General features: G+C 55.9%; 20 protein-coding genes. 8 read left to right on the top strand and 12 right to left on the bottom strand.

All coding sequences use genetic code 11. The features are described from left to right. Positions 1-3 precede the first annotated feature (3 nt). Together FIL88_RS13830 and glf are read right to left on the bottom strand one after the other, a co-directional pair. Entirely contained in the window at positions 4-1,068 is a 1,065-nt protein-coding gene (locus FIL88_RS13830) for a DUF2793 domain-containing protein (RefSeq protein WP_246066724.1), read from the bottom strand. Between the two features lie 69 nt (positions 1,069-1,137). Then, positions 1,138-2,283 (bottom strand): UDP-galactopyranose mutase, encoded by a 1,146-nt coding sequence (glf, locus tag FIL88_RS13825; RefSeq protein WP_142854470.1) that lies wholly within the window; start codon positions 2,281-2,283, stop codon positions 1,138-1,140. Between the two features lie 255 nt (positions 2,284-2,538). Between glf and FIL88_RS13820 the strand changes: the two genes are divergently transcribed. Next, entirely contained in the window at positions 2,539-6,204 is a 3,666-nt protein-coding gene (locus FIL88_RS13820) for a calcium-binding protein (protein WP_142854469.1), read from the top strand. Between the two features lie 585 nt (positions 6,205-6,789). On the opposite strand, the gene FIL88_RS13815 is transcribed toward FIL88_RS13820, so the two are convergent. Continuing rightward, positions 6,790-7,767 (bottom strand): glycosyltransferase, encoded by a 978-nt coding sequence (locus FIL88_RS13815; RefSeq protein WP_142854468.1) that lies wholly within the window; start codon positions 7,765-7,767, stop codon positions 6,790-6,792. 614 nt (positions 7,768-8,381) lie between these two features. Between FIL88_RS13815 and FIL88_RS13810 the strand changes: the two genes are divergently transcribed. From FIL88_RS13810 to FIL88_RS13795, 4 genes are all read left to right on the top strand, one after another. Beyond that, positions 8,382-9,263 (top strand): polysaccharide biosynthesis/export family protein, encoded by an 882-nt coding sequence (locus FIL88_RS13810; protein WP_185960951.1) that lies wholly within the window; start codon positions 8,382-8,384, stop codon positions 9,261-9,263. A 100-nt stretch (positions 9,264-9,363) separates the two neighbouring features. Continuing rightward, positions 9,364-9,972, top strand: coding sequence for a bifunctional nicotinamidase/pyrazinamidase (gene pncA, locus FIL88_RS13805; RefSeq protein ID WP_142854466.1), 609 nt, complete (start codon positions 9,364-9,366; stop codon positions 9,970-9,972). A gap of 1 nt (position 9,973) precedes the next feature. Beyond that, entirely contained in the window at positions 9,974-11,266 is a 1,293-nt protein-coding gene (pncB, locus tag FIL88_RS13800) for a nicotinate phosphoribosyltransferase (protein WP_142854465.1), read from the top strand. A 91-nt stretch (positions 11,267-11,357) separates the two neighbouring features. After that, a complete protein-coding gene (locus FIL88_RS13795) occupies positions 11,358-12,902 on the top strand; it encodes an alpha/beta hydrolase (RefSeq protein WP_142854464.1) in 1,545 nt (514 codons plus the stop codon). A 101-nt stretch (positions 12,903-13,003) separates the two neighbouring features. Here the strand turns inward: FIL88_RS13795 and FIL88_RS13790 are convergent, their stop codons facing one another. From FIL88_RS13790 to FIL88_RS13755, 8 genes are all read right to left on the bottom strand, one after another. Beyond that, entirely contained in the window at positions 13,004-13,948 is a 945-nt protein-coding gene (locus FIL88_RS13790; RefSeq protein WP_142854463.1) for a phosphotransferase enzyme family protein, read from the bottom strand. Further along, the gene (locus tag FIL88_RS13785) at positions 13,945-15,222 is read right to left on the bottom strand and encodes an aspartate aminotransferase family protein (RefSeq protein WP_142854462.1); all 1,278 of its coding nucleotides are present in this window, start codon (positions 15,220-15,222) and stop codon (positions 13,945-13,947) included. Before FIL88_RS13785 ends, FIL88_RS13790 begins: the two co-directional genes overlap by 4 nt. A 97-nt stretch (positions 15,223-15,319) precedes the next feature. Next, on the bottom strand, positions 15,320-15,739 hold the full coding sequence (gene arfB / locus FIL88_RS13780; RefSeq protein WP_142854461.1) for an alternative ribosome rescue aminoacyl-tRNA hydrolase ArfB: 420 nt from the start codon (positions 15,737-15,739) through the stop codon (positions 15,320-15,322). Between the two features lie 372 nt (positions 15,740-16,111). Then, positions 16,112-16,750 (bottom strand): queuosine precursor transporter, encoded by a 639-nt coding sequence (locus tag FIL88_RS13775; protein ID WP_142854460.1) that lies wholly within the window; start codon positions 16,748-16,750, stop codon positions 16,112-16,114. A 117-nt stretch (positions 16,751-16,867) separates the two neighbouring features. Next, positions 16,868-17,794, bottom strand: coding sequence for an esterase-like activity of phytase family protein (locus FIL88_RS13770; protein WP_142854459.1), 927 nt, complete (start codon positions 17,792-17,794; stop codon positions 16,868-16,870). Continuing rightward, a complete protein-coding gene (gene mepA / locus FIL88_RS13765) occupies positions 17,767-18,642 on the bottom strand; it encodes a penicillin-insensitive murein endopeptidase (RefSeq protein ID WP_142854458.1) in 876 nt (291 codons plus the stop codon). Before mepA ends, FIL88_RS13770 begins: the two co-directional genes overlap by 28 nt. 9 nt (positions 18,643-18,651) lie before the next feature. Beyond that, positions 18,652-19,983, bottom strand: coding sequence for an MFS transporter (locus FIL88_RS13760; protein WP_142854457.1), 1,332 nt, complete (start codon positions 19,981-19,983; stop codon positions 18,652-18,654). 56 nt (positions 19,984-20,039) lie between these two features. Beyond that, positions 20,040-20,570, bottom strand: a complete 531-nt coding sequence (locus FIL88_RS13755; RefSeq protein ID WP_142854456.1) for a thioesterase family protein — start codon at positions 20,568-20,570, stop codon at positions 20,040-20,042. A gap of 125 nt (positions 20,571-20,695) precedes the next feature. On the opposite strand from FIL88_RS13755, the gene FIL88_RS13750 reads away from it, so the two are divergent. Genes FIL88_RS13750 through yaaA form a run of 3 tightly spaced genes read left to right on the top strand, consistent with a single transcriptional unit; the run spans position 20,696 to position 23,852 of the window. Next, positions 20,696-20,986, top strand: a complete 291-nt coding sequence (locus tag FIL88_RS13750; protein ID WP_142854455.1) for a YggT family protein — start codon at positions 20,696-20,698, stop codon at positions 20,984-20,986. A gap of 60 nt (positions 20,987-21,046) precedes the next feature. After that, the gene (recQ, locus tag FIL88_RS13745; protein ID WP_142854454.1) at positions 21,047-23,089 is read left to right on the top strand and encodes a DNA helicase RecQ; all 2,043 of its coding nucleotides are present in this window, start codon (positions 21,047-21,049) and stop codon (positions 23,087-23,089) included. A gap of 1 nt (position 23,090) precedes the next feature. Continuing rightward, positions 23,091-23,852, top strand: a complete 762-nt coding sequence (yaaA, locus tag FIL88_RS13740; RefSeq protein ID WP_142854453.1) for a peroxide stress protein YaaA — start codon at positions 23,091-23,093, stop codon at positions 23,850-23,852. Here yaaA and FIL88_RS13735 read toward each other — a convergent pair whose 3' ends face one another. Next, positions 23,853-26,057: an ATP-binding protein gene (locus FIL88_RS13735; protein WP_142854452.1), complete on the bottom strand. Its 2,205-nt coding sequence runs from the start codon at positions 26,055-26,057 to the stop codon at positions 23,853-23,855. Positions 26,058-26,177 lie beyond the last annotated feature (120 nt).

Here is a 26,177-nt window from a genome sequence, read left to right as displayed (position 1 = left end):
GATTTACAGCGCGGTTCCGTTCGCAACTTTCTTCCATATCGAGCCATCACAATAGGCTAGTTGCGCCCCTCCGCTGGCGTCTGAAACGAAAGCGATCGCGCCAGCGCCGACCGAAAATGAGCTGGGTAAATCGGCTAGTAAAACCGGAGTTAGCTTCATAATGCCGTCGACATCCAGCTTGGTGTCGGGTGTCTTGCCGATCCCAACATTGCCGTCACCTGTCGCAACGACGGTGTCGTTCCAGCTGGAGCCATCTGCGCTGGTCTTGATCGAGAAGTCGTCATTGCCGGCCAATCCCATCTCGGCGCGCCCTGACCAGTTGTCTTGAAACAAAAGGGTGCTCGTATCGCTATTGCTAGCCTTATTGATCTTCAATTGATGCGAAGTGCCGGCATGGGTGAGTAGCGTTGCATCCGATGCGACGGACAGCCGGTTGGTAGCATCCGCGCTGGTATTGATGCCAACCTGACTCAGGTTGTTGGTGTCAACGGTGACATCAACCCAGGTGCTGCCGTCAAAACGCATCTCGATCGCCGTCGCCGTGACATCCGCGCGCCAGCCTTCTAGAGGTGTGAAAAACTGCCAGCTACTATTTTCCATCACCGCGATCATGTGGTCCTGACCGGCCCAATCACCGGTCGCGCCACTGGCCACGATATGGCGATCACCATCTGCTGGGCTTGCGGGTGGGGCGGTATTGTCGGCGCTCTGGACGACCAGTTGCACCAGAACGTCCAACAGACGCAGCGCTTCGTTGTGGGTGACATGTTTTTGCGCCTGCGAGGGTTGGATAAGTGGCAGGGACAGGACAGGTGACTGGCTCATGTGGTTCTCCGCGAAAAGGTTCTCTTGATCGAGTGATTGATGAAAATCATTAACGCTGTCGCACCAGGGCGTGCGTTGCCTTCGCAAGAAAACGCTGCAAGCAGACTGTGGTTTTGTACGCAGCCAAGAAGGTTTGAAGCGCACTTCTACACGCCGGAAAAGGCGGCATGGCGGCGTTTGGATTGATTGCAGCGCGCGCGCACTCAAGACCACGTTGGAGCTGCTAAGAGTTTTTGGCAACATTCAATCACCCATAAAGTGCTGCCTGCGCCTCAATGAGGCGATGGCGCTATGGGCAAGCTACCGCGCTGGTCAGGGGGCGACGGCGAATGTTGGCATTTGCCGTCGTGCTGATAGGCTCGTGCGGAACATGTTGGCGGCGTCCAGTGCCTCGCGGATGGTGACGTCCATATCGAGGTAACGGTAAGTGCCCAATCGACCAACGAAAGTTACGCTCGAAGTGGTCTTTGCCAACTCGACATAGTCGGCCAGCAAGGCTTTCTCATCCACCTGACGGATCGGATAATACGGAATGTCGTCCGGCCCACAGGCGCGCGAAAACTCGCGATAACAGACCGAGCCTTCGTGTTCTTCCCACGGGCTGAAATACTTATGTTCGGTGATGCGGGTGAAGGGTACGTCCTCTTCACCGTAGTTCATCACAGCGCAGCCCTGATAGTCGCCAGCGTATGTGAAGCGTTCGAAATCGAGCGTGCGATAGCCCAGTCGACCCAGTTCGAAATCGAAGAACCCATCCAGTGGGCCAGAATAGAATACGTGGTCGTATTGATCAGCCTGATCACGGGTAAACCGGGTGTTCAGATGAACCGTGATCGACGGGTGATCCAGGATCTTTTCAACCATCTTGGTATAGCCGTCCTCGGGCATCCCTTGGAACTTATGGAAGAAATAGTTGTCGTCGTAGTTGAAGCGCACCGGCAGGCGTTTCAGGATGCTGGCAGGCAGTTCGGACGGCTGCATGCCCCATTGCTTGATCGTGTAGCCCTTGAAGAAGGCCTCATACAGATCCTTACCGACAAAGCGTAGGGCTTGCTCTTCGAAGGTTTCAGGATCCTCGATCGACGTGTCGGCCTGTTCAGATGTAATGAACTCAAGCGCTTCATCCGGGCGCATCGAACGGCCGAAAAACTGGTTGATCGTATGCAGGTTGATCGGAAGCGAAAACACCGTGCCTTTGGAAGTTGTCTTAACGCGGTTCTTGAAAGGCATAAAATTCGCGTAGTGATTCACATAATTCCAGACCTGTTCGTCATCGGTATGGAAGATATGCGGCCCATAGACATGGACCATGATCCCGGTCTCGTCGTCCCGTTCGGTGTGGCAGTTGCCCGCGACGTGATCACGGCTTTCAACGATGGTAACCTGATGCCCGTCTTCCGCCAGCTCGCGCCCAATAACGGCGCCGCTCAGACCTGCTCCGACAAGTAAAATGTTCATCGCAATCTCCAACCAGAATACAGGTTGGGTTGTTCCACATCACATTTGGCTTGGCAAATAGGAATGATTGAGGATGGGAATCGAGACGTGCAAGTCGTCTACTCTTCGCCCTCCTGCTTGGGTAATGATTTGCTAAGATTCAATTGCTTACAATTCCTAAACAAATCCCTGATGGCAGATAAGTAGTTATTAACCCCCGGCCAACACACTCTACTGGCGTTGTAGTGCGCGAGGGTGAAATCGAGGGTGGTTGGGGTGACCAAATTGATTTTCGCTGGTACCAGTTTTGGTGCCAGCCAACAGTACGATTCTGGAATTTCGGATCTTCAGATAGTCCTAGATGGCGGCCAAGCCTATCTGGCGACGATCAGCGCTTCGGCGCAGGGATCCATGATATATTCGGTCGGCTCTGATGGGACGCTAACGCTGTCCGATCAGGTTTCGACGGGGGGTGGCGCGGTTGTGTCTTCAACCCCGGTATTGGAAACGGTCACACATAATGGCGCAACCGTGTTGATGGCGTTCGGCCAAAGCGACTGGTCCATTAGCGGTTTGACACTGAGCGTTGGCGGGCAGCTATCGAACCCATCCACATATCAGTGGGGACCTGATGGGGTGGGTTTGCTGACGGCGATGCACGCAACCATTATCGACGGCGTCACACATGTCTACGGAGCCAGCAAAGCAGGTACAGGGTTCAAGCACTATACCTTGGAGGCGGATAATGAGTTTATCTTGCAGGGAGACTATAGCCAGCAGGGATATCAAGTTGAGCCTGACCTAATTGACCTTGAAACTGTGAATTTTGGCTCTCATCAGGTATTGATCGCCGCGTCCTCGTCGGGTGACGGGATTGCCAGTTATCTGCTGGATGAGAACGGCGTCCCAACCTTGGTGACCGAGCACTCGGCCGAAACGGTCTTGCCAGTCGGAACGCCCACCGCATTGGTGACTGGATCTATTGGCGCGCAAAATTTTGTAGTTATGTCCAGTGCTGGAAGTGCCTCTCTGACCGTATTCAAAATCGCATCGTCTGGCGAGTTGGTCCCAGTGGATCATGTCATCGACAACAAATTCACGCGGTTCTCGGACGTGAGTGAACTCGCCATGGTCGAGCATCAAGGCAGATTGTACGTCATTGCGGGCGGATCGGACGATGGGTTGTCACTGTTTACGCTTTTGCCAGATGGATCGCTGGTTCATCTAGACACAATTGCGGACACTCAGGCGACGGCGCTTCAGAATATCGCATCGCTTGAAGCGACAGTTGTGGACGGAAAAATCGTTGTTTTTGCTACAAGCGAAACTGAAAGGGGCATTAGCCGATTCACCATCGACCCTGATCAGGCGGGCAATACGCTGTCGGGGGGAATTTCAAGCGACGTTCTAACCGGCGGTTCAAACAGTGATACGATTCTTGGCGGATATGGCGATGACACGCTTTCAGGCGGTGAGGGCAGCGATATCCTTTGTGATGGTGCAGGCGTCGATACGCTTTCCGGTGGCGAAGGCGCGGACGTGTTCGTCATGAAAGCTGATGGTGCTTCGGACACGATTACTGACTTCGATCCCACACAAGATAGGTTGGATCTAAGCGGCTATCACATGCTTTATGACGCAAGTCAGATTCAGATTACCTCGGCCAGTTGGGGCGCGACATTGAGCTATCTCGATGAGATATTGCACATTAGAAGCGTGCATGGTGGGGCGCTGAGCACATGGCACTTTCTGACTGAGAATGTCTTGACGCTAGACAGGCCTCCAAGCGGCTTCAACTACTTTCCGAAAACCGTAAGCGGGACCTCCGGGAACGACACCCTTGAGGGCAACGACGGGCGCGATACGTTGAAGGGGTTGGACGGGGACGACACGCTCATGTGGTCGGGCGGTGGCGACCTGTTTTCAGGTGGCACAGGAGCAGATACAGTTTCATACGCCAACGCAATTTCAGGAGTTTTGGTCAACCTTCAAACGGGAGAAACTGATCTGGCGGCCTTTGGTGACCAATTCAGTTCGGTCGAGAACCTGGTTGGGTCAAATTTCAACGACACTTTGGTGGGCGACGCTGGCGATAACCACCTCAGTGGTGGGGGCGGGGATGACATCCTGCGCGGCGGCGATGGAGCGGATGTGCTTGCGGGTGGTGCGGGTCTGGATCGTGTGAGCTACGCCACTAGTACCCAGGGAGTCGCAATTTCTTTGCTGGATGGCACCGGGGCAGACGGTGACACATTCGTGAGCATCGAAGGGGTGATTGGCAGCAGCTATGCCGATGATCTGGTCGGGAATAATGATCGAAACCACCTTAACGGAGGTGGGGGCAGTGACACCTTGCGCGGGTTGGCGGGAAATGACGTTTTGTTTGGCGAGCGCGGCGACGACATGCTTCTCGGGGGGGCTGGGGATGACAGTCTTATTGGTGGCGAAGGCAATGACACGCTGATTGGTGGTGACGGGGCGGATGAATTCATAGGCGGGGCAGGGATCGATACAGTTGACTATTCTGCCATGGGATCAATGTTGGTTTTGAATCTGAAGACTGGCCTGCGTGCAGGGTGGTCAATTGGGGATAGTTTCGCGTCGATCGAAGTCATCCGGGCGACAGAGTTTGATGACAAAATTGGGGGCTCGGATCAACGGGAAACACTTTTCGGACAAGGCGGAAATGACGTAATTTATGCCTATAGCGGGGACGATACGGTGTGGGGCGGTGACGGAGATGACGGCATCTCGGGTGGTGACGGAAATGATGTGATTTCGGGCGACGGCGGCGATGACCAGCTATACGGAGACAATGGAAATGACAGGCTGAGTGGCGGCGCTGGAGATGACATTCTGATCGGCGGCTACGGTGATGACGTGCTCGTGGCAGGTGCTGGTGCCGATTTTTTTGACGGTTCATCAGGATACGACACCGTTGACATGAGCAATAACAGTGCGCGCGCAGCGGTGAACCTTTCGCTTGGAGTGGGAGGCGGTAGTATGGTGGGGGACCAGTTTAGGCGCATTGAAGGCCTGATAGGGACTCGCTTTGGGGATAGATTTGTCGGAGATGCGTCGGAAAACAAATTCTTTGGTCAAGAAGGCGATGATGTCTTGTTGGGGGGAGAGGGCAGCGACAAGCTGTACGGCGGAGCGCAGAATGACCATCTGAACGGGGGAGACGGAAACGATTTTTTGTGGGGTGGGCTCGGTTGGGACAAACTGTTCGGCGAGTCAGGTAATGATATGCTCTACGGCGAGTCTGGCGATGATATGCTTTTCGGCGGCTGGGGCAATGATAGGCTGGATGGTGGGTTAGGGAATGACCTCGTGCGCGGTGGTCCCGGCAATGACATCGTTTTTGGAGGACCCGGCCAGGATAAGGTGATTGGAGATCACGGGAATGACCTGCTGTCAGGAGGGGCAGAAAATGACATTCTTTGGGGTAATAATGGAAATGATCGCCTGTTTGGAAACCTAGGCCATGACAAGCTGTACGGCGGAGCGCAGAATGACCATCTGAACGGGGGTAGTGGAAACGACATTCTGTCGGGTGGGCACGGACAGGATAAATTGTTTGGTGAATCTGGCAATGATGTGCTCTACGGAAATTTGGGTGACGATATTCTAATTGGGGGGGCGGGCAACGATCGTCTGTCTGGAAATCTGGGCAACGATTCCATGTATGGTGGCCTTGGACGCGATACCTTCATCTTCAATGATGGCAAGGATCGCATTCACGATTTCAATCGCTCTGAGGACAAGATTCTTTTCGACGGCGCGTTGCTGAAGGGGGGAGTTAAAACACCTCAAGGCATTCTGAAATTTGCAAAGCTATCGGGGAAGACAGCCGTTTTTGATTTCGGTGATGGCGATACACTGACAATTGATGGCATTGGCTCGCTAGAGCACTTGAAGGGGTGCATTGACCTTTATTAAGGGCATTGAGAAAGGCAGTTTTCCCTTGCGCCGGCACATGCTTGAGATTTTGAGCTTGCCCGATGTTGTCTACGCCATGAGCGACTTTTCATTTTGCGTGTTTCACTAGCGTATAGCCCTGCTGACAATGAACCGAAGCTCTTTACGCTGGCGGTTTAGGTATGGGTCAAGACTGATGGTGCCACGGTCCCACACACCCAACCGGGTGCACTTGGGAAAGTGGACACGGCGAAATGTTCAACGCCTATTCCCACGACTGGTAGTTAATCTAGCAGGTTCTTTTCGCCTGAGAGGAGAGAAATTTGGGCGAACATGGGGGGAATATCAGTATCAATCGCCCCAGTATTGTTCCAAGTTGCTGCCCGTCAGCTTGGAAAAACAATCTTCCAGGCGGGCATGCGTTATTCTTGAAGCAACAACTCGTCCGGATCATTTATGCGGGCTGACGTTTGTCACGCCTACCCCACCAGCGAAGACAAATATCAGAACCAGACTACAGACGCACGATATTCACGATTTGAGTGAGGGCCATAGGGCAAAGGTGGCGTTCGCTTTGAAATCTATTTGGTAGTGCAAGGTGCTTGGTTAGCGCTTTGCTAGCTGCACAACCTCGGCATGGCTGCGCAATGTCCGGTGGCGCAGCCCATCAGATATTGCCGCTTTGCGCAAACGTTCATAGGCTTCTCTGTTGTCGCCATAGCGTTTTGCGGCTTGTCTCCACGCTAGCAGCAGCAACGGCAAAAGGGGCCAGAAGAGCATGCCTGCAGCTTTGTGGTACATGATCAGGCCGTTGCGATACGCGTAGTAGACTTTCCACAGCGGTTCATAAGTCCTCTTCTTGTTATCCTGAAAGGTCGAGCAATCGTGGGTGAACCGTATCAATGGGTTGAACTCGATCTTAAACCCCTGTTTTCGTAAGCCCAGCGTATAGATCACGTCATCGCCATAGATGAACAGTCCTGGATCGGGCAGCCCGGCCGTCGTTAACATCCGTTTTGAGATGAACAACCCCACGAAAGAAGTCAGGTCGATCGGCGTCGGCTGCTTGGCAGTATAGGCGCTGGGCGGAATGTGATAGCCCTCGCGGCGTTTGACCAATGTGCTAAGGAAGGTGCTTGGCGACCAGAATGGATTTTTGGATGGGCGGTTCATTTCACAAATCCGGCCATCTGGATAATACACCGCCGCCGCTACGGCAGTATCGTTGGGTCGATGATGTTCCATGAAGCGGTCCAACATGCCCGGCTCCGGCCACGCGTCGTCATCCATGACCACATACCAATCGGCCTTGTGCCGGGACAGCGCCCGTTGCAAACCCTGCTCGAACCCGCCCGCACCTCCGCGATTGGTTGCGCTTGTCAAGACGTCCAGTCGCGGGTCATTATGCGCGGCCAGCCACTCCGCTGTCCCATCGGTGCTGGCATTGTTTACAACAACGATGTGTGCCAATCCACTTGGGCTGTTCGCGAGCAGATTGGTCAGCGCTAGCTTAAGCTTATCCAGCCGATTGAAGGTCACGACAACGGCAACCAGTCTGCCATTGGGGCTGGCGTTGTTGTGCATATTCGAAACCTTGATCTGACCTGAGCGTGCGCATTGCTTGGTAGCGTTCTCCCCTTAGTATGTTAGGCTTGTCAATGCCGTTGATATAGATGGGAGTTGGCGGTTGATGTCAGTGCATTCCTTAGCCGCTGTGAAAAGATTAGAGTAGGCTTGGAAACCCGATACTCTATCAGGCACCATCTCCTTTCAGTAGAAGCCCCAGATGTTTGGCCCTGGTGGTGATGAGCGCGTCAAGATGCGCAGTTTTTACATGACCCAGTTCATTTTGTGCACAGTCGGAAATTAACCGCGAATTGCGCTCGTCAGAGCTTGAGATATTCTGGCCGCGTTACTAAGGTGCGCAGCAGTTGGTTTGCTGCTTTAAGCCAAAAGACACCTTGGGGGTTTCGTGTATGCGTTTTGTTTTAGTTGCGGTTTGGGCCCTTTTGTTGGTTGGCTGTGGTGCGCCGCGGGGCGCAGCAATTCAGTCAGAGATCATAGGGGGGGGGAGCCCTGAAACTAGATCTGATTTGGCTATTTACAATGTGACCAAGGCAAATTTGCCAGCGATTTCGCGTTGGCCTGCTCCAAACAGCGACGGAAATTACTCTTGGCCATCGCGTGGTTCGGCGCCTGTGGAAAAGCCTATCAGAGAATTTGATCGCGTTGATGTCATTGTCTGGGACAGCGAAGAATCCTCACTTCTGTCTACGCCGGACCAAAACACCGTTCAGATGCGGGACATGCAGGTGTCGGCTGGTGGTACCATCTTCTTGCCCTTCGTAGGGAGCGTACATATTGCAGGCATGCCCCATTCAGCGGCCCGTGCCCGTATTCAGAGGAAATATTCCGAGGTCATTCCATCGGCTCAAGTGCAGTTGAATATCAAACAGGGCACTCGTGGCACAGTTTCAGTCGTGTCCGGTGTCACACGCCCTGGCCCTATTACTTTGGATGATCCAAGCTTTTCTGTTCTGAATGCCATTGCGGCGTCAGGTGGACCGGACAAGAACCTCAAAAATCCCAGCGTGAAGCTGATCCGCGGTAACCGTACCTATTTGCGTCCACTCGATCAGGTCATGTCGAGCGCTTCATATGACACGTTCCTGCGTCCGGGCGACAAGCTGGCCGTCGAAGACGATCGTCGATATTTCCGTTCTTTGGGGGCGGCCTCGAAAGAAGCAATAATCCCGTTCACGAAGTCTGAGATTTCTGCGTTGGATGCAATGTCACTCATCGGCGGCCTTTCGGATGCGCGCGCTAACCCCAAAGGGATCCTGATTTTGCGTGAATATCCGCAGTCTGCCGTGAGGCAGGATGATAAGGGGCCAGATAACGCGCGCAGCGTATTCGTCATTGATCTGACGACTGCTGATGGCCTGTTCAGCGCGGGCAAGCTCCAGATTCACAGCAAGGACACAGTTCTTGTGACCGAAAGCTCGGTTGCCGCTGGCAGAACGCTGCTGTTGTTGCTACGTCAACTGACTGGCGCAGCTTTCGACGTAAGCCGTCTCTGATTGTCCTGTTCGGAATCCTTCTGAAAACGCAGCAAGAAGGTCGGTCACTTGACCATGCTGCGCGCTGTCCTTACCCATTGAGTTTCAAGGAGGACCGCCCATGCGCAATGCAGATGAAGCCCTGATCGTGATCGACGTGCAGAACGATTTCTGCCCCGACGGCGCACTTGCTGTTTCTGAGGGCGATCGAATCGTCCCCTTGATCAACGCCATGCTGCCCGACTACGCGGTTAAAGTCTTCACGCAGGATTGGCACCCGGCAGGCCATTCGTCTTTCGCCACGTCCCACGATGGCAAAGCCCCGTTCGAGACGACCGAGATGCCATATGGCACCCAAGTCCTCTGGCCTGATCACTGCGTGCAGGGCACCGACGGCGCGGCCTTCCACAAGGACCTTCTGACCGACCCCGCCGACATGGTAATCCGCAAGGGCTTCCGTCCGCAGATCGACAGCTATTCCGCTTTCTTCGAGAATGACCGGACCACCCCCACCGGGTTAGAAGGCTACCTGCGCACCCGTGGCGTCACCAAACTGACCATGGTTGGCCTCGCCACTGATTTCTGCGTTGCGTACTCGGCCATCGACGGGGCTAAACTCGGTTTCGACGTTACCGTGTTAGGGGCCGCCTGCCGCGCCATCGACCTTGATGGATCCCTCGCCGCAGCCCGTGACAACATGCGCGCCGCAGGCGTGAAATTGGAGGCTTAACATGGTTGACATTGCCACCCGCGTCTACAATCACAGCTTCAAGATCGACCCGATCGTCCGTTCGCTGATCGACACGGATTTCTACAAGCTTCTGATGTGCCAGTCGGTCTTCCGCAACAAGCCCGACGCCCAGGTCACCTTCAGCCTGATCAACCGCTCGAAACACGTGCCCTTGGCCGACCTAATCGACGAAGGTGAACTGCGCGAGCAATTGGACCACATCCGCTCGCTCACCCTGTCGCGCGGCGAAAGCACATGGCTGCGCGGCAACACCTTCTACGGCAAACGCCAGATGTTTCGCTCGGACTTCATGGAGTGGTTCGAGAACATGCACCTTCCCGCCTACCACCTTGAACGCGTGGGCGACCAATACGAACTCACCTTCGAAGGCTCCTGGCCCGAGGTCATGCTGTGGGAAATCCCCGCGCTCTCCGTCCTCATGGAGCTACGCTCGCGCGCCGTCCTGCGCGGCATGGGCAAGTTCGAACTGCAAGTGCTTTACGCCCGCGCCATGACCCGCGCGTGGGAGAAGATCGCACGCCTCCGCACCCTCGACGGCCTGCGCCTTGCCGATTTTGGCACCCGCCGCCGCCACTCTTACCTCTGGCAGGACTGGTGCGTGCAGGCCGCGATGGAGGGGCTGCCGGGCAGCTTCGTTGGCACCTCAAACTGCCACATCGCCATGAAGCGCGACATCGAAGCCATCGGCACCAACGCCCACGAACTGCCCATGGTCTATGCGGCCCTTGCGCAGGGCGACGCCGAGCTTGCGCAGGCCCCCTATGACGTACTTGCCGATTGGCACGAGGAACACGATGGAAACCTGCGCATCATCTTGCCCGACACCTATGGCACGCAGGGCTTTTTGGACAACGCGCCCGATTGGCTGGCCGGCTGGACCGGCATCCGCATCGACAGCGGAGACCCCGCGACGGGCGCCGAGACCGCCATCAACTGGTGGAAATCCCGGGGCGAGGATCCGACCCAGAAAATGGTCATCTTCTCGGACGGTCTGGACACTGACAAAATCATCGAACTGCACCAACAATTCGCAGGCCGCGTCCGCACCAGCTTCGGCTGGGGAACCCTGCTGACGAACGATTTCCGAGATCTCGTCCCCGACAATGCCCTCGCCCCGTTCTCGCTGGTCTGCAAAGCGGTGAAAGCGAATGGGAGGGCGACGGTGAAGCTCTCCGACAATCCCAACAAGGCGATGGGGCCCAAGGATGAGATCGCGCGCTATAAGCGTGTGTTTGGGGTTGGCGAACAGGTGGGAATGGAGGTTGTTGTTTAGACCCACCTTAGGGTTGCATTTCTATTGCCATCGTTAAATCATTCATGGATGTTTGTTGCATTGTGATATGGTTGATATTGAGTAATTACCAATGGCAAATGAATGGCACGTGAAATGGCTTGCGGAAGGTGTAAGCAAATGGAACCTCCGGCGTAAGCGAATTGATTTCAGGCCAGACTTATCAGGAATCCGGTTTTTCCAACACCTTCCTCACGACTTTCGAGATCAGCCTAAAACATCAAGAACTTTTGAGAGAATTGACCTATCGGGCGCTGATCTGAAGGATGCAGATCTCTCGGATATGAATTTTGCCAGAGCGAACTTCTCCGACGCAAAACTGTGCGGTGCCGACTTATCTAAATCCAACTTTGAGAATGCAAAATTCATACGCGCTGATCTGACAGCAATTGATGGAACTAGGGCTCTCTTCGGTAACGCAGTTTTCCAAGAAACCGATTTAACTGAGGCACGGCTTTACGAAGCTGAAGTCATTGGGACCGAATTTGTTGAAACCGCGCTTTCCGAGAGCCAGAGGGAAGCCATTGGTGACCAGAGCTTTCGCGAATATGCGACAGTTGCAACGTATAACGAAGCAAAGATAGCTAAGCTGCCGGAGCGGGCCGGTGATATCCAACGAAGTGCGGTAGAAGATGATCGGACCCGGAAAGCGAAGTATGATGTCTACTATGGGACAACACGCCGCCCGATCTATGAACGTGGCGAATTAGTGGGATACGACAGCCATAAGGCCACAACCACAAGCCTTGGTCTCTGCGAGGTTATACTGCCGGAGGAAAAGAGCCTTGGCTTTATTGGCTCTCGGCTCTGGAAGCGTTTGTTTAACAAAAAAGACGCAAGCTTAAGAATTGAAAACTACATTGAGCTAAACGATGCATTGTTCTGGTCGCATCTTGTCAGAACTGCTGAAAAAATGAAGGAAAAAGCACGACCTACGATCTTTGTGCATGGCTACAATACCACTTTCGAGGAAGGGGTGTTGCGAGCGGCACAGATCGGTCTCCATCTAGGAATCGGCCAAGGCATAGGCTTGTTTTCGTGGCCCTCCAAGGGCAAGCTTCTAGGATACCCCGCAGATGAAGCTTCGGTTGAACATAGCAAATATGCGCTTGCCGATTTCATCGAAAGCCATGTTCTTCATGTTGGCGACATTGGTGTCAATGTAATTGCTCACAGTATGGGGTGCCGATGCTTGCTTGGTGCGCTAGAGCAATTGGTTGCGAGGAAATCGACTGCACTCGAAAGTATTAGTCAAATCATTCTAGCGGCGGCAGATGTAGACACGAACTTAATGCCTCACCTTGCCCCGCACCTGGTGAAGCATGCCGATAGAACTACGTCTTATGTTTCCGACAAAGACAAAGCGTTGCAGCTTTCAACGTGGTTACATGAGTTTCCAAGGGTTGGAATTGCTCCACCCACATACGTGTTCATGGGTATGGATACTGTGGTCGTAAGCGATCTAGAGTTAGATGATTTTATCTCGCATGCTTATGTCTCAGACAATCGGATAGTTCTCACAGACATGTTCAATATTCTCAAGCATGGTCACGCCCCTGTTGACCGTCATGGGCTAGTTTCAGTTTCCGGCGACTACCATTGGAAAATTCGAGGATAAAGTTCACTTTGAATAGACCACCTTCAAAACCTTCAAAACCTTCAAAACCCGGCCCCGTCCCACGTTAGAAGGTTTAAACATGTCCGCTCGTCACGCGGCCCTCATCCCCCAAGGAAATTCCGGGCGGCGGTGACGGCTTTTTGGGTATAGCTGGCGACCTCGGGGCCGGTCGGGTCGTATCGCGGAACCGCCCAGCCCATCGAGGCAAAGCGGCGCATCATCAGGAACATGGGCAGCAGGTCTTCCGCCTCTTGGCTCAGCGCTCGATGCTCCCGATACCCTGCCAGCGCCGCCGTTTTGATCGCCTCATATGCGGGCTCGTCAACGTTCTGGGTCATCATCACTGCAAGGTCATACAGACGAAAGCCAAACCCTGCATCGTCAAAGTCGATCAGGGTTAGGGTGTCGTTGTCTGTGAATACATTCTCGCGCAGAGCATCCGCGTGGATCAACCCAAAATCCGCCCCATTTTCAAGGAAGACCGAGGCCAAATCATGCGCCACAGCCCGCGCCCGCAGAACCATGTTCCGGTCGTCCTCGTTCAGTGCCGGACACTCCCAAAACCGCCCCCAAAACGGGTCTTCCCCCAGCAGTCCCGGGATGTCCCAACGGTGCCGGGTGAAGCCCTCGGGCAGGGTGATCCCGTCCGTCAGATTGTGCAGTTTCGCAAGCTCTGTCCCGACCTTTCGGTACAGCGCGGCCTGCTCCTCTGCCGAGCCTTCCATCGGCACGCCACCTTCCCCAATTGGCGCGCCATCGACCCACGTCACCATCGTCGCCAACTGGTCGGCGCCCACAGAAAAGACGAGCTCTCCACCCGTCGTCGGGATGGGCGAGGGCACCTGCATCCCCTTCGCAGCCAGCGCGTCCATCCAATCGAGTTCTGACTGAATGGCGGCCGCAGATTGATACCTCGGACGGTGCAACCGCAGCGCCGCAGGCTTGCCTGCGACCCGCACTTCATGCACCGCATTCTCGCGATCCTTGATCATCCGCACATGCTGCGCGCCCCAAGCTTTAAGTGCTTGCTTCAAAACGGTATTCATACAGGCAAGGCCTTCAGTGAAGCGTCCAGTTTTTCGACCAACAGCTCCGCTTGGCTTCTGTCAAAGCACATCGGCGGGCGGATTTTGATCCCGTGGTAATAGCGGCCGACAAGGTGCAACAGCACGCCCCGATTGCGCATGTCCTCGACCAGATCTTTACAGAACCCAGCCGCCCCTTGCGGGTCACCATCCCGCGTGAACTCGATCCCCATGAACATCCCCGCGCCGCGCGTGTCCGCGATCATCGGATGCTTTAGTTCCTTAAGTAATTCGAGGGCGTAGTCGCCGGTGTCCCGTGCGTTCTCGACCAGCTTCTCTTCTTCCAGAACTTCCAGAACCGCCATTGCCGCCGCCGCTGAAACCGGGTTCCCGCCGAACGTATTGAAGTATCCAAAGCGCGTGCGGAACTCGGCCATGATTTCGGGTCGGGTGACCACTGCTGCGACAGGATGCCCGTTACCCATCGGTTTGCCCATCGTCACGATGTCGGGCGCCAGCCCAATCCGATCATGTCCCCAAAAGTTACGCCCTGTGCGTCCAAAACCCGGCTGCACCTCATCTGCGATGATAATCCCGCCAGCACGCCGCACGACCTCGACCGTTGGATCTAGGAACCCTTTCGGCAGCTCCGGAAACCCTTCATTGGCAAAGAATGGGTCAAGGATCAGCGTTCCGAACCCGTGCCCTTCTGCGTCCAGCTCGCTAATCGCGTGCTGGACGCTGTCTGCGAAGGCTTGTGCCTGCGACTCGGTACTGCCTCCAAGTGGGTTGAGCGTGTCGGGTGAGGGCACCTTTCTCACCCAATCCACCGCACCGCCGATTGGAGTCCTTTTGGCGGACATGTGGCTGACCAGATCGGTATTGCCGTGATAGGTGTTGTCGGTGCAGATGATCCCTACTTTGCCAGTCATCGCGCGGCCCATGCGTAGCGCAATGTCGTTTGCTTCGGACCCGGTGCAGACCATGATCATCGTATCAAGCCTATGATCCATCGTGTTGGTCAGACGCTCGGCGTAATCCAGAATGCCTTCGTGCAGATATCGTGTGTGGGTGTTCAGGGTCGCGGCCTGTTGGGTGATCGCCTCGACCACTTTCGGATGCGCGTGGCCGACATGCGGGACGTTGTTGTAGCAGTCCAGATAGCGGTTCCCGCCGGCATCCCACAGCCACGCGCCTTCACCCCGTATGATGTGAACGGGGTCGCGATAGAACGTTGTCATGTTCGGGCCAAGAAGCCGCGCGCGTTTGTCTAGGATCGAAGAAGTTTCAGCCATGTCATGCCCCACTGTGTTTGGATGGTGCGGTCCGTTGGTAGCAGACCCTGCCATGCGCGGATGCTACGCCAAAATAATTGCGTTGTTAAGTAAATAGTCAGTCATCTGTTACCCGCCCACGCAAAGCCTTAACTTGCCCGCGCTTGGTCTTGGTATCCATGCGCCGGCGCTGCGACCCCTTGGTGGGCTTGGTTGGGATGCGTCGCTTAGGCGCGACCAGCGCTTTCCGGATCATCTCGGCCAGGCGTTCGGCGGCGATCTCGCGGTTTCGGGCTTGGCTGCGGGTATCCTCGACCCGGATGGTAATCGCGCCGTCTTGCGCCCATTTGCGGCCCGCAATGCGCTTTAGCCGTGCCTTCACAGCTGGCGTCAGATGAGGGGAGCGGGCGGCTTCGAACCGCAGCTCGACCGCTGTTGATACCTTGTTCACATTCTGCCCGCCGGGGCCGGATGAGCGCGAAAAGCTTTCGCTGAGCTCCCAATCTTGCAGGGTGATATCGTCTGTCACGTGGATCATGCAGGCATCTTAAAGTGTTTCCACACGACAGTTAATCGAAGAAGTGTTCAAAATCCTGTTCGAGCGTAGCGAGAGGCAGGGAATTTGAACGCAGTTGAATGTGGAAACTCTCTTGCGAATTGAGGAGTGGACGGAAACGGGGGTAACGAAAAAGGGCCGCCCAGTGGGACGACCCTTTCGAGAATGTAGGAGGTGGGGCCGGTTAGACATATGTCAATTCGGCCCGCGTTCCGATCCGGGGGCTGCCCCGAAAAGTCGCGACCTAGACTGTCCCGGCACCTCGCTCCGTTGTATCTCTTGACATGGACACCTCCTTTCTCGCTGTTTCTATATCTAGGAGCGTGCCATATATTTTGCGTTTGTCAAAACTTTTCACGCAGGATTTGGTGAAAGTTTCGTGACGAGGACGCGGAACGGCACCAGCGCGATCAAGGCAAGCGCCAGTTTCACCGACCAATCAGCGATGGCCAACGACACCCATAGGGGGGCCTCGGGGCCCATGCCCAGGAGGGGAATGGCGTCCCACGCCCAGCTGATTGCATCATTCGCAGAGGCGCTGAAAAACGTCACTGATGCCGAGAACGCGATTGTGAAGAACAGTGCGGTATCGACGACGGATCCCACCAAAGTCGAAGCAAGTGGCGCTTTCCACCACTGACTTTGGCGCAGTTTGTTGAAGATTGCGATGTCCAGAAGTTGGGCCGACAGGAAGGCAATGCCGGATGCCACGGCGACGCGCAGCGGAACGGCGGCATATTCATATCCATCGCCCTGCAGCATAATTTGACTGCCGATAAGCGAGCAGACAACACCGGTGACGAAGCCCGCAAAGACAACTTTGCGCGCGGCCGAAACGCCATAGACGCGGTTCATCACGTCGGTCACAAGGAAGGCAAGCGGATAGGTGAAGGCGCCCCATGTCAGCCATTGGCCGAACAAAAATTGCACCAGAATGTTTGAGGCCACGACAATGGCGGCCATGGCGATAACGCCAGGAAGAAGACGGGTCATTTTATTGGTCCGTTTTATCAAGGTTGCGGAGACTTGGCCCCCGACTGTCAGGGACGGAGGTGCTCTTACATGGGGAAAACGGACAGATCAACCCTTGTAAACAAGGGGGATGCGGCGTCAATTTGATGGTGCATCGGTGTCCGGCGAGGGCGTAAGGACCACATATTCAACGAATTCCGTCACTTGGAAGAACTTGAAGTTGTCGTCAGACACCATGGTCAGGCGGATATTGTCATCGTTGTCGCGCCAGACAGCAAGCCCTTCCAGATTGTCATGCAGGCCGACCGGGGTGCGCAAAAGCTCGACCTCGTTGGTAAAGCCAGTTGGCGTGATGTCAAACCGGCGAACGCGGCTTGTAAAACCCAAAATTCCGCTAAGATGACGCTCTAGCAGATAGAACTTTCCGTCCGGTCCAATGTCTGCGCCAACGGGCAAGTATGGGGCAAAGCGCGGGATCGAGAACGGCTTGTCCCATTGTGGGCGGCCTGCACGCAAGCGATAGACCGGAAAGGGGGAACCCTCGATGCCGGTGCGTTCTGGAATTGTGTAAAGCGTGCCGTTTCCGTCAATGGCCAATGCTTCAAGCGACGAGTTGTTTTGCAATTTTTTGAAGTCAGGGTGCTTTTTCAGCGCCTTCCCGTTTCGTTTGGGTCCGCCGTAACGTGTAACACGGTGCTTTGCCTCGAAACTGACGAATAACGGGCCATCCATATTCGACGCCAACCCTTCGCTGTCGGACCAAAAGCGCGAGTACGGGGTGCCTTGGGCACTTTTCAGCGGTCCCATTGTAGCGAAATCCACGCCCGAGATCACCTGCTTCTCACGGCTGAAACTGCCTTGTGTGACATAGCCGCGGTCGGTGATGGCGATGAAATTCTTGCCGTCCTCGCTGACCTCCAATCCCGAGAACCCGCCAAAATGTTCGCCCTTTCCGTGCCAGCTATACGCTGACACAAGCTGGGCGTTCGACACCGGCTGGGCACCTAGATCCAGCGCCAGAAGCGCTGCAAGTGCGGTTATCGTGATGACAAAACGGGTCCGCATTGGCTTGGAAGATCCTTCAGGGTTAGGGGGCCGCGCGGTTTGCGAGGTGTTGCTGGCTTGGTTGGTTTGGGGGCGGGTTTGGGATGTAGAATGTCCTGTACCCACTTTTCGGCGTCTTTGCAGCCGTCACCTGCAGGCGGCGGGGCTTGGTTCACGCAGCCTTTCACGCCCTTCGGGCAGGATAGCCGCACGTGGAAGTGATAATGATGCCCCCACCAAGGGCGGATTTTGCGCAGCCAGCGGCGGTCGCCTTTGGCGTCTTTGCACATCTGCACCTTTGCGCCCGGGAAGACGAAGATCCGGGCGACCCGTTTGTCTTTCGCAGCCGCCTTCAGGATGTTGTGATGGGCGCGGGTCCAATTCTTGTTCACATACGCGCCCTTAGAGCGGCGGGTCGAGATCGACGAAAGGGCCTCGCGTTCGGAGGTGCTTAGGTTCAGGCGCTTGGGTGGCAGCATCCAGATGTCAGCATCCAGCCCAATCTGGTGCGACCGGTGCCCGGTCAGCATCGGTCCGCCACGCGGCTGGCTAAGGTCGCCCACATAAAGCCCCTTCCAACCGGGTTGCTTGGCGGCGGTGCGCGACAGTTTCTCGACGAAATCAATAAGTTCGGGGTGGCCCCAATTACGGTTGCGCGACAGGCGCATGGCTTGCCAAGTCGGTCCGGTTTGGGCGAGTTGCTTGGCCCCGGCCAGACATCCTTTGGCGTAGGACCCAAATGAAGCCGACCGGGTTGCCGTGCCTTTACGCGCCGCGCCAAACAGCTCTTTCGCGGGTTGCTGGGCTGCCGCCGGAATTCCAGTCAAAGCCAGACCCGCGATCAAAAGGATCTTATGAAACAGTTTCATTGTGAAAACCTATGCGTGGTTGCCATTGGGTTTAACCCAAATCAATAGGACAAGTCCCAATAGAAAGAGCCCTATAAGCGGGGAGACGCCGAGTTGCTGGCTGCCAGTCGTCGCTGTGACGATGCCAATCAGGAACGGCGCAAGGAAACTGGTGGCCTTTCCCGCAAGGGCGTACAGGCCGAAAGCTTCGGTCATGCGGTCGGGGTTTGCTTGGCGTACCATCATGGTGCGGCTGGCGGACTGCAACGCGCCGCCCGCTGCTCCGATCAAAGCGCCAAGAATATAAAAACTAATATCGGGCAGGTTGCTGTCAGCGGCGACCGGCATGCCAAACACGCTGTCGCGCGAAATGAAGACGATGCAAATCGCCACGAAGGTCAGAACCAGAATGCAAGTGGTGATCACAGGCTTCGGGCCAAAGCGCCGGTCCGCCCGTCCACCGATCCATGCAAAAATCGCGCCGGTAATGATGGCCAGAATGCCAAAGATCCCGACATCAACAACGGACCATTCCAGAACCCCCGCCGCATAGATGCCGCCAAATGTGTACATCCCGTTCAACGCATCGCGATAGAACATCGAGCTGCTGAGATAGGCAAACAAGCTGGGCGACCGGGGAAGCGAGCGGATCGTTTTCCATAAGCTGGCCAGCGCATGACGCACCAGCAACGGATCGCCGCTGACAGGTTTGGGGTCACGCACCCACAGAAAGAATGGGATCATGAACACGGCAAACCAAACCGCAGTCAGCGGGCCGACAAAACGTGTGCCCTCTTTCAATGTGGGGTCCAGCCCGAAGGGGGGCGTCATGCCGATCAGTGTCTTGCCATCAGGCTGTTCAACGAACAGAGCCAGCATGATGATCAGGGTCAGCAGACCGCCGATATACCCAAATGCCCAGCCATTGCCGGAAATGCGGCCGATCTCCTCTCGTGATCCAAGGTCGGGTAGCATTGCATTGGTGAAAATCGTGGCGAACTCCATCCCGATCAGGCCAATACCAAAGAAAATCAACAGAAGTGTCATGTTGAAGTTTTCAGGGGACGAATACCAAAGTCCGAAGCTTCCGATCACATACATGATGGAAAACAGCCAGATCCATCGAAGCCGATTGCCTGAATTGTCTGCAAAGGCCCCCAGGATGGGCGCTAAAAGTGCGATGATCAGTCCGCAGGTGCCGACAGCGAATCCCCAGCTGGCCTGCGCCTGCGCGCCGTCGCCGACCACGGTTTTGAAATATGGGGCAAAGACGAACGTCAGCACCAATGTGTTGTAAGGCTGACTGGCCCAATCGAAAAAGAACCAGCCCCAAATGCGCTTGCGTGCCGAGATGTTAGCCATAACTGCTCCCTGTTTTTTGCGATCAAACAGGGAAAAGCCCGCGCGGGCAAGAGAACTTACATCTCTGGCGGCCAAGGTCGCGTAGCGTCAGCGGCAATCCAGGCCTGTACCCAGTCAGGCAAGGCGGGCGGTGTGCCTGTGTGACCGATGGCAATTCGCACCTTGTCCGTTGGGACAATACCGTTGCGATCCGTCACAGCAGACCGATAGACGATCTGGTTCGCGCAATCCTTGCCCAGCCACATGGTTTGCTCGACATAGAAAAACCGATCGTCCCAGCCTACCAAACGGCTGCGCATCTCGAAACGGGCAAAGGTGCGAATGCGTTTGCGATAACGTACGCTGGCCCCGGCCATGGTCAGGCCCCAGCGGTTCTTCAGCAAAGCGCGGCTAAGCCCCGTGCGGCTGGCCAGCGGAATGCGGCCCAGATCGTACATGGTCAGGGTGCGCCCGTTATTCAGCTCGCGCCACAGATCAATATCCCATGGCCAGCACCGGTGGTGGCTGACATGGATGCCATCGACAGGCAGAGGCTCGGCTTTGGCGAACTTCACCATTTCTTTGATCATGCGAATGAACGGGTACATGGCGGCTCCTTCTCTGTGCCCGACTTGCCGCGCTGATCCGCTAAGGTCAATCGCAACCGCGCGTCACCCTTGCCCTTAGGGCGCAGGCGACCTAGATGACAGGGAACCAAATTCAAGGAGCCGACATGGTTAGCATTCTCAAAATTCTTCTGATGCTTACAGAAGTGGCTTGGTTCATTGTAATCGTGCATGTCGTTATGTCCTGGCTGATCAACTTTCAGGTTCTGAACCTGCGTCAGCCGATCGTCGCGCAAATCTGGTTTGGCCTGAACAAACTGCTGGAGCCCGTGTATTCGCGCATCCGCGCGTTCTTGCCCAATTTGGGCAATCTGGATCTGGCACCGCTTGTCGCCTTGCTCGCACTCATGGCTCTCCAGATTGTACTGAGCGACGCAAGGAACGCGATCGCCTACTAATCCCTTGCTGCCTGCGCGTGGGCATGGGATTGTGTATCTCAAACACCGAGCAGCACATACATGCCCCGCGACCTTGACCTTCTGAAATCCGTTTTCGGCTTCGATGACTATCGGCCCGGTCAGGCCGAGATCGTTCAAGCCGTGTGCGATGGTCAGAATACCTTGGCCATCATGCCGACCGGTGGCGGAAAATCCCTTTGCTTTCAACTTCCTGCATTGGTGCGCGACGGCGTTACTGTGGTCATTTCCCCCCTGATTGCGTTGATGCGTGATCAGGTGCGTGGGCTTCAGGCAGCGGGCGTGACAGCGGGGGCGTTGACCTCGGGCAACACGCAAGAAGAAACAGATGCAGTATTCGAAGCACTTGAGCGCGGCGAACTGAAGCTTCTGTACATGGCGCCCGAGCGGTTGGCCTCGGGCGGGACGTTAAGCCTTCTGCGACGGATCGGGACCAGCCTGATCGCCGTGGACGAGGCGCATTGCGTCAGCCAATGGGGCCATGATTTCCGCCCGGATTATCTGCGGATCGGAGAGCTGCGCCGCACGTTGGGCGTGCCCCTTGCCGCATTCACCGCAACGGCCGACGAAGAAACCCGCGCCGAGATTGTCGAAAAGCTGTTTGATGGTGTCGCACCTCAGGTGTTCCTGCACGGCTTTGATCGCCCCAACATCCATCTGGCTTTTGCGGCGAAGAATTCACCTCGGCAACAAATCCTGTCCTTCGCGGCCGCCCGTAAAGGGCAGTCGGGGATCGTCTATTCAGGCACCCGCGCCCGGACCGAAACGTTGGCAAGCGCCTTGCGTGATGCCGGCCACGCAGCAGTGCATTACCACGGAGGCATGGAGCCCGACGATCGCCGCGAGGTCGAGCGCCGCTTTCAACAAGAAGACGGGCTGATCGTCGTCGCAACCGTGGCCTTTGGCATGGGCGTGGACAAGCCCGACATCCGCTGGGTCGCCCATTCCGATCTGCCCAAATCCATTGAAGCCTATTATCAGGAAATCGGACGGGCCGGGCGCGATGGTGCGCCGGCCGAAACATTGACCCTGTTCGGGGCCGATGACATCCGTTTCCGCCGGACCCAGATCGACGAGGGTCTGGCGCCGCCAGAGCGTCGTTCGGCGGATCACGGGCGGCTGAATGCTCTGCTGGGTTTGGCCGAAGCGCATGGCTGCCGCCGCCAACAGCTGCTTGCCTATTTCGGCGAAAAAGCCGAGCCATGTGGGAATTGCGATTTGTGCGCGACACCACCGGACCTGTTCGATGGTACGGTCGACGTGATGAAGGCTTTGTCTGCCATTCTGCGCACCGACGAACGCTTTGGTTCGGGGCATCTGATCGATGTTCTGCGCGGCACCATAACGGATCGGGTGCAGGAACGCGGCCATGATAGCCTGCCGACCTTCGGGGTGGGGCAGGACCATGCGAAACCCATGTGGCAAGCGATCTTCCGGCAGATGCTCGGGCTGGATCTGGTGCGGCCCGACCCAGAGCGCCACGGGGCACTTCGGATTACGCAAAAAGCGCATCCGGTGCTGCGTGGTGAAGCTCAGGTTACGCTTCGGCGTGACACATTGAAAGCCGCCCGCCGCCCCGCTGCAAAGATGATGGTGTCCGAGGAAGACGCCCCGCTTCTGTCCGCCCTAAAGGCCAAACGCCGCGCGTTGGCCGAATCCGCCCGCGTGCCCGCCTATGTGGTCTTCACCGACAAAACGCTGATCGAGATGGCCGAAACCCGCCCTGCCACGTTGGACGACATGGCGCGGATCGGGGGCGTTGGGTCGAAGAAATTGGAAAGCTATGGCGCCGATTTCCTTCAGGTCATTGCAGGCGAGGTCGCACATATGCACCCCGCCCGTCGCAAGCTGGCGGGGCGTGAAGCTGGCAGTCTGTTTGATCGATTGCAGGATACCGCCACAGCACTGTTGCGCGGTGAAGATGGCACCGGGAAATACTTGACCATCGCGCCGGGCACGTTGCGAAAAATTGCTGAACGCAAACCGATGAGCATTGGGGATCTGGGCCGCATGCCCGGAATGAACGACGCCAAGGCCGAGCGGTTTGGTCCCGCGTTTCTTGAAATACTCAGCGAAGGGAATTGATATGCTGGTTGTGGTTTCACCCGCCAAAAAACTGGACGAAAAGCCGGCGTTGAACGGCGCTGGCACGCGGCCTCGGTTTTTGGATCAGGCCGGAATTCTGGCCGAAGCCGCGCGAGGCGTTGGGGCTGAAGGGCTTGAAAAGCTTATGCATATCTCGCCCAAACTGGGTGCGTTGAACGCAGATCGCTTCGCTGTTTTTGGCAGCGGCAATGGGGAAAAGCCCGCGATCGAGATGTTTGCCGGGGATACCTATGCGGGCCTGGACGCCGCCAGCCTTGACGATGATGCGTTGCGCTATGCGGATGATCATTTGTGCCTTCTGTCGGGGCTATACGGGCTTTTGCGGCCGCGCGATCAAATTGCGCCGCATCGGTTGGAAATGGGCACGCGGATGCAGAACCCGCGCGGCAAGAACTTGTATGAATTTTGGGGGCCACGCATCGCAGACGCGCTGAACGATGCGGGTGAGCAGACACAAAGTGAAATCTTGGTGAATTGCGCCTCGGTTGAATATTTCTCTGCTGTACAGAAAGATCATCTGGCCTTGCGCGTGATCACCCCGCAGTTCCTTGAAATGAAGAATGGCACCCCCAAAGTTGTCAGCTTCTTTGCAAAGAAAGCACGCGGATCGATGGCGCGCTATGTGGTACAAAACCGGTTGCGAGATCCAAAGGCCTTGTTGGAATTTGACCTGGGCGGTTACCAATACCAGCCAGAGATGAGCAAGCCAGACCAGCCAGTTTTCCTGCGCGATGCGGTTTAATCAGGTGTTGATGTCGGGGGGTGTTGCCTGATCGGGGCAATGGCTTAAGATTTCATCGAAGATGGCGGGCTTGCGTAGGGGTTTGGTCAAATATCTGTCCAATCCGTGGCTCATGATCTCTTCCGCGTCACCGGCCATCGCATGGGCGGTTAGGGCAACAATGCGCGTGCGCGTCAGCCTTTGGTCCCGTTCTAACAGGCGGATGCGGCGTGTGGCCTCTTTTCCGTCAACCTCAGGCATGGATATGTCCATGAAAACAAGGTCGGGTTTAAAGTCCAGAAAGTCCTCGACAGCCTCCAGCCCGTTATTGGAAAAGCGCAGATCAATGTTGAGAGACTTCACCAGCTTCGAAAACACCAACTGATTTGTCTTGTTGTCCTCGGCGGCCAACACGCGCATCAGGCGCGTTTGATTTAGCACGCGAGGCGCGGTGGAGGATGGTGTGTCCTGTCGTGCTTCCGGGGCGGCAGTCGGAACCGCTGGGGATAGGCAGACTTGGGTCAGCGTGTCGAACAAAACATCGCGCAGAACTGGCGTATGAAGGACATGGTTTGCAACGGCTTCGCAATTGCAATCGGCATCGCGTTTATGCGGAGATGTCAAAAGAATTAGATTGAGGTCTGGGCAGGTTGATTTTAGCGCGTGCAACCGGCCGTGATCGCGTTCATGGGATAAGCACAGCGCCTCGTCCACGAATGCCACTTTCGCGCCAGCGCAGGCCTGTTCAAGATCTGCAAGGTTCGTGGGGGTATCGACGGTAAACCCAAGCGCTTTCAGCCGTTTCTCGAGAATGCACCTATTCAACCCCTCATCCAGCGCCAGAACCGCCTTTCCGGGCGAGTCTGGCAACATCGTCTCATCCACATGCTCCAGTGCTGGCAGCGAGATGTTGAAGCCGAAGCAGGATCCTTTGCCCTCTTCGCTTTCCAGCCAGATCTCTCCGCCCATCAGCTCGATTAACTGGCGGGCGATGGCCAAGCCCAGCCCGGTCCCTTCAAAACGGCGGTTGCGCTCGTCCTCGACCTGATTGAATTCGCCAAAAATATGCGCCTGCATATCCTTTGGAATGCCAATGCCGCTGTCTTCAACCGAGATATGGACACGATAGTTTTTGTCATCTTCCGATGGCAGCCCAATGGCGCGCACAAGTACATGCCCCTCTGACGTGAACTTGACCGCATTCCCGATCAGGTTGGTCAGAATCTGGCGCAGACGAACCGCATCGCCCATGAAACGGGTTGGCATGAACAAATCGAAATCAATCGACAGCTGGATCCCTTTTTCTTGCACGGTGGGCTGCAACAGCGTCACCACGTCCAGAATGGTTTTCTCAAGATCGAAGGGTTCTGGATGCAGCGCAAGCTTTGCGGCCTCGATTTTCGAGTAATCCAGCACGTCATTGATGATGGTTAACAGCGCCTCGCCCGACTTGCGGATCGTGTCGACATAAAGGCGCTGTTCATCGTTCAGCTCTCCTTCGGCCATCAGCTCGGCCATCGAGACAACCCCGTTCATTGGGGTGCGGATCTCGTGGCTCATATTTGCGAGGAAGGCAGATTTAGCGCGGTTCGCAGCCTCAGCACGGAAGCGGGCTTCTTTCAGCTTGGTTTGATAGGTGATGGTTTCGGTGATGTTCAGCCCCAAGCATACCATATCCCCATCGCGCGAGCGGCGGTCTACCAGCTGAATATGGGTGCCATCCCACAGTCGCAGCTTCAGCGGTTCGGCTTTGGGTGCATGCCAACGAGCTAGCATCATATCACGCCACGCCAGTGGGCGCAGGTCACCAATGTCAACGATGCCTTCTTCCGTGGCGATGGTCAGGATGTCGACATAGCGAATGCCGGGGGCCACACAAGTCAGCCCGTCAAAAGGCAGCAGATATGCGCTGTTGGCAGCAATCATGCGATCGGTCTGATCAAATACGGCAAACCCATCTTCGATGGTTTCAAGCGAATCCCACAGCCGCCGCTTGGCGATTACAACCTCTTTGTTGGCCTTCTCAAGGTCTGCACGGACTTGGGTGTTCTCCCCTTTGATTTCCTCGACAACCTCGCGGGTTTCGGTAATCTCGTCCGACAGAGACAATGCATGCTGAGACAGTATGCGATTTGCGTCCGAAAGCTCGGCCTGCTTTTGCGCCAAAAGCCGTTCTGCGGCCATTCTGGCCCGCCGTTCTTGCGCAAGGATATTTTCGATTTTCATCCCCGGTTCTCCGGTCTTCCAACACTGTCCACGGCAGCATCGCCCAACACGGTGAACAGGAGCTTAACGGGGGTGGGAAAATTTGAACCAGGCGGGTTCGCCAAAGAAAACCCCGGCGCC

It is taken from the genome of Aliiroseovarius halocynthiae (assembly GCF_007004645.1).
GTDB classification, from domain to species: Bacteria; Pseudomonadota; Alphaproteobacteria; order Rhodobacterales; family Rhodobacteraceae; genus Aliiroseovarius; species Aliiroseovarius halocynthiae.
Note: the sequence above shows the minus strand (reverse complement) of the source record. Positions and strands in the feature narration are given on the sequence as shown.

Excerpts from the sequence above, each read along its gene's own strand:
- recQ (WP_142854454.1), top strand. The coding sequence starts at position 21,047 with ATGCCCCGCGACCTTGACCTTCTGAAATCCGTTTTCGGCTTCGATGAC.
- arfB (WP_142854461.1), bottom strand. The coding sequence starts at position 15,739 with ATGATCCACGTGACAGACGATATCACCCTGCAAGATTGGGAGCTCAGC.
- FIL88_RS13815 (WP_142854468.1), bottom strand. The coding sequence starts at position 7,767 with ATGCACAACAACGCCAGCCCCAATGGCAGACTGGTTGCCGTTGTCGTG.
- FIL88_RS13770 (WP_142854459.1), bottom strand. The coding sequence starts at position 17,794 with ATGCGGACCCGTTTTGTCATCACGATAACCGCACTTGCAGCGCTTCTG.
- yaaA (WP_142854453.1), top strand. The coding sequence starts at position 23,091 with ATGCTGGTTGTGGTTTCACCCGCCAAAAAACTGGACGAAAAGCCGGCG.
- mepA (WP_142854458.1), bottom strand. The coding sequence starts at position 18,642 with ATGAAACTGTTTCATAAGATCCTTTTGATCGCGGGTCTGGCTTTGACT.
- FIL88_RS13830 (WP_246066724.1), bottom strand. The coding sequence starts at position 1,068 with ATGTTGCCAAAAACTCTTAGCAGCTCCAACGTGGTCTTGAGTGCGCGC.
- FIL88_RS13750 (WP_142854455.1), top strand. The coding sequence starts at position 20,696 with ATGGTTAGCATTCTCAAAATTCTTCTGATGCTTACAGAAGTGGCTTGG.
- FIL88_RS13775 (WP_142854460.1), bottom strand. The coding sequence starts at position 16,750 with ATGACCCGTCTTCTTCCTGGCGTTATCGCCATGGCCGCCATTGTCGTG.
- pncA (WP_142854466.1), top strand. The coding sequence starts at position 9,364 with ATGCGCAATGCAGATGAAGCCCTGATCGTGATCGACGTGCAGAACGAT.
- FIL88_RS13735 (WP_142854452.1), bottom strand. The coding sequence starts at position 26,057 with ATGAAAATCGAAAATATCCTTGCGCAAGAACGGCGGGCCAGAATGGCC.
- glf (WP_142854470.1), bottom strand. The coding sequence starts at position 2,283 with ATGAACATTTTACTTGTCGGAGCAGGTCTGAGCGGCGCCGTTATTGGG.
- FIL88_RS13795 (WP_142854464.1), top strand. The coding sequence starts at position 11,358 with ATGGCAAATGAATGGCACGTGAAATGGCTTGCGGAAGGTGTAAGCAAA.
- FIL88_RS13755 (WP_142854456.1), bottom strand. The coding sequence starts at position 20,570 with ATGTACCCGTTCATTCGCATGATCAAAGAAATGGTGAAGTTCGCCAAA.
- FIL88_RS13790 (WP_142854463.1), bottom strand. The coding sequence starts at position 13,948 with ATGAATACCGTTTTGAAGCAAGCACTTAAAGCTTGGGGCGCGCAGCAT.
- FIL88_RS13785 (WP_142854462.1), bottom strand. The coding sequence starts at position 15,222 with ATGGCTGAAACTTCTTCGATCCTAGACAAACGCGCGCGGCTTCTTGGC.
- FIL88_RS13760 (WP_142854457.1), bottom strand. The coding sequence starts at position 19,983 with ATGGCTAACATCTCGGCACGCAAGCGCATTTGGGGCTGGTTCTTTTTC.
- pncB (WP_142854465.1), top strand. The coding sequence starts at position 9,974 with ATGGTTGACATTGCCACCCGCGTCTACAATCACAGCTTCAAGATCGAC.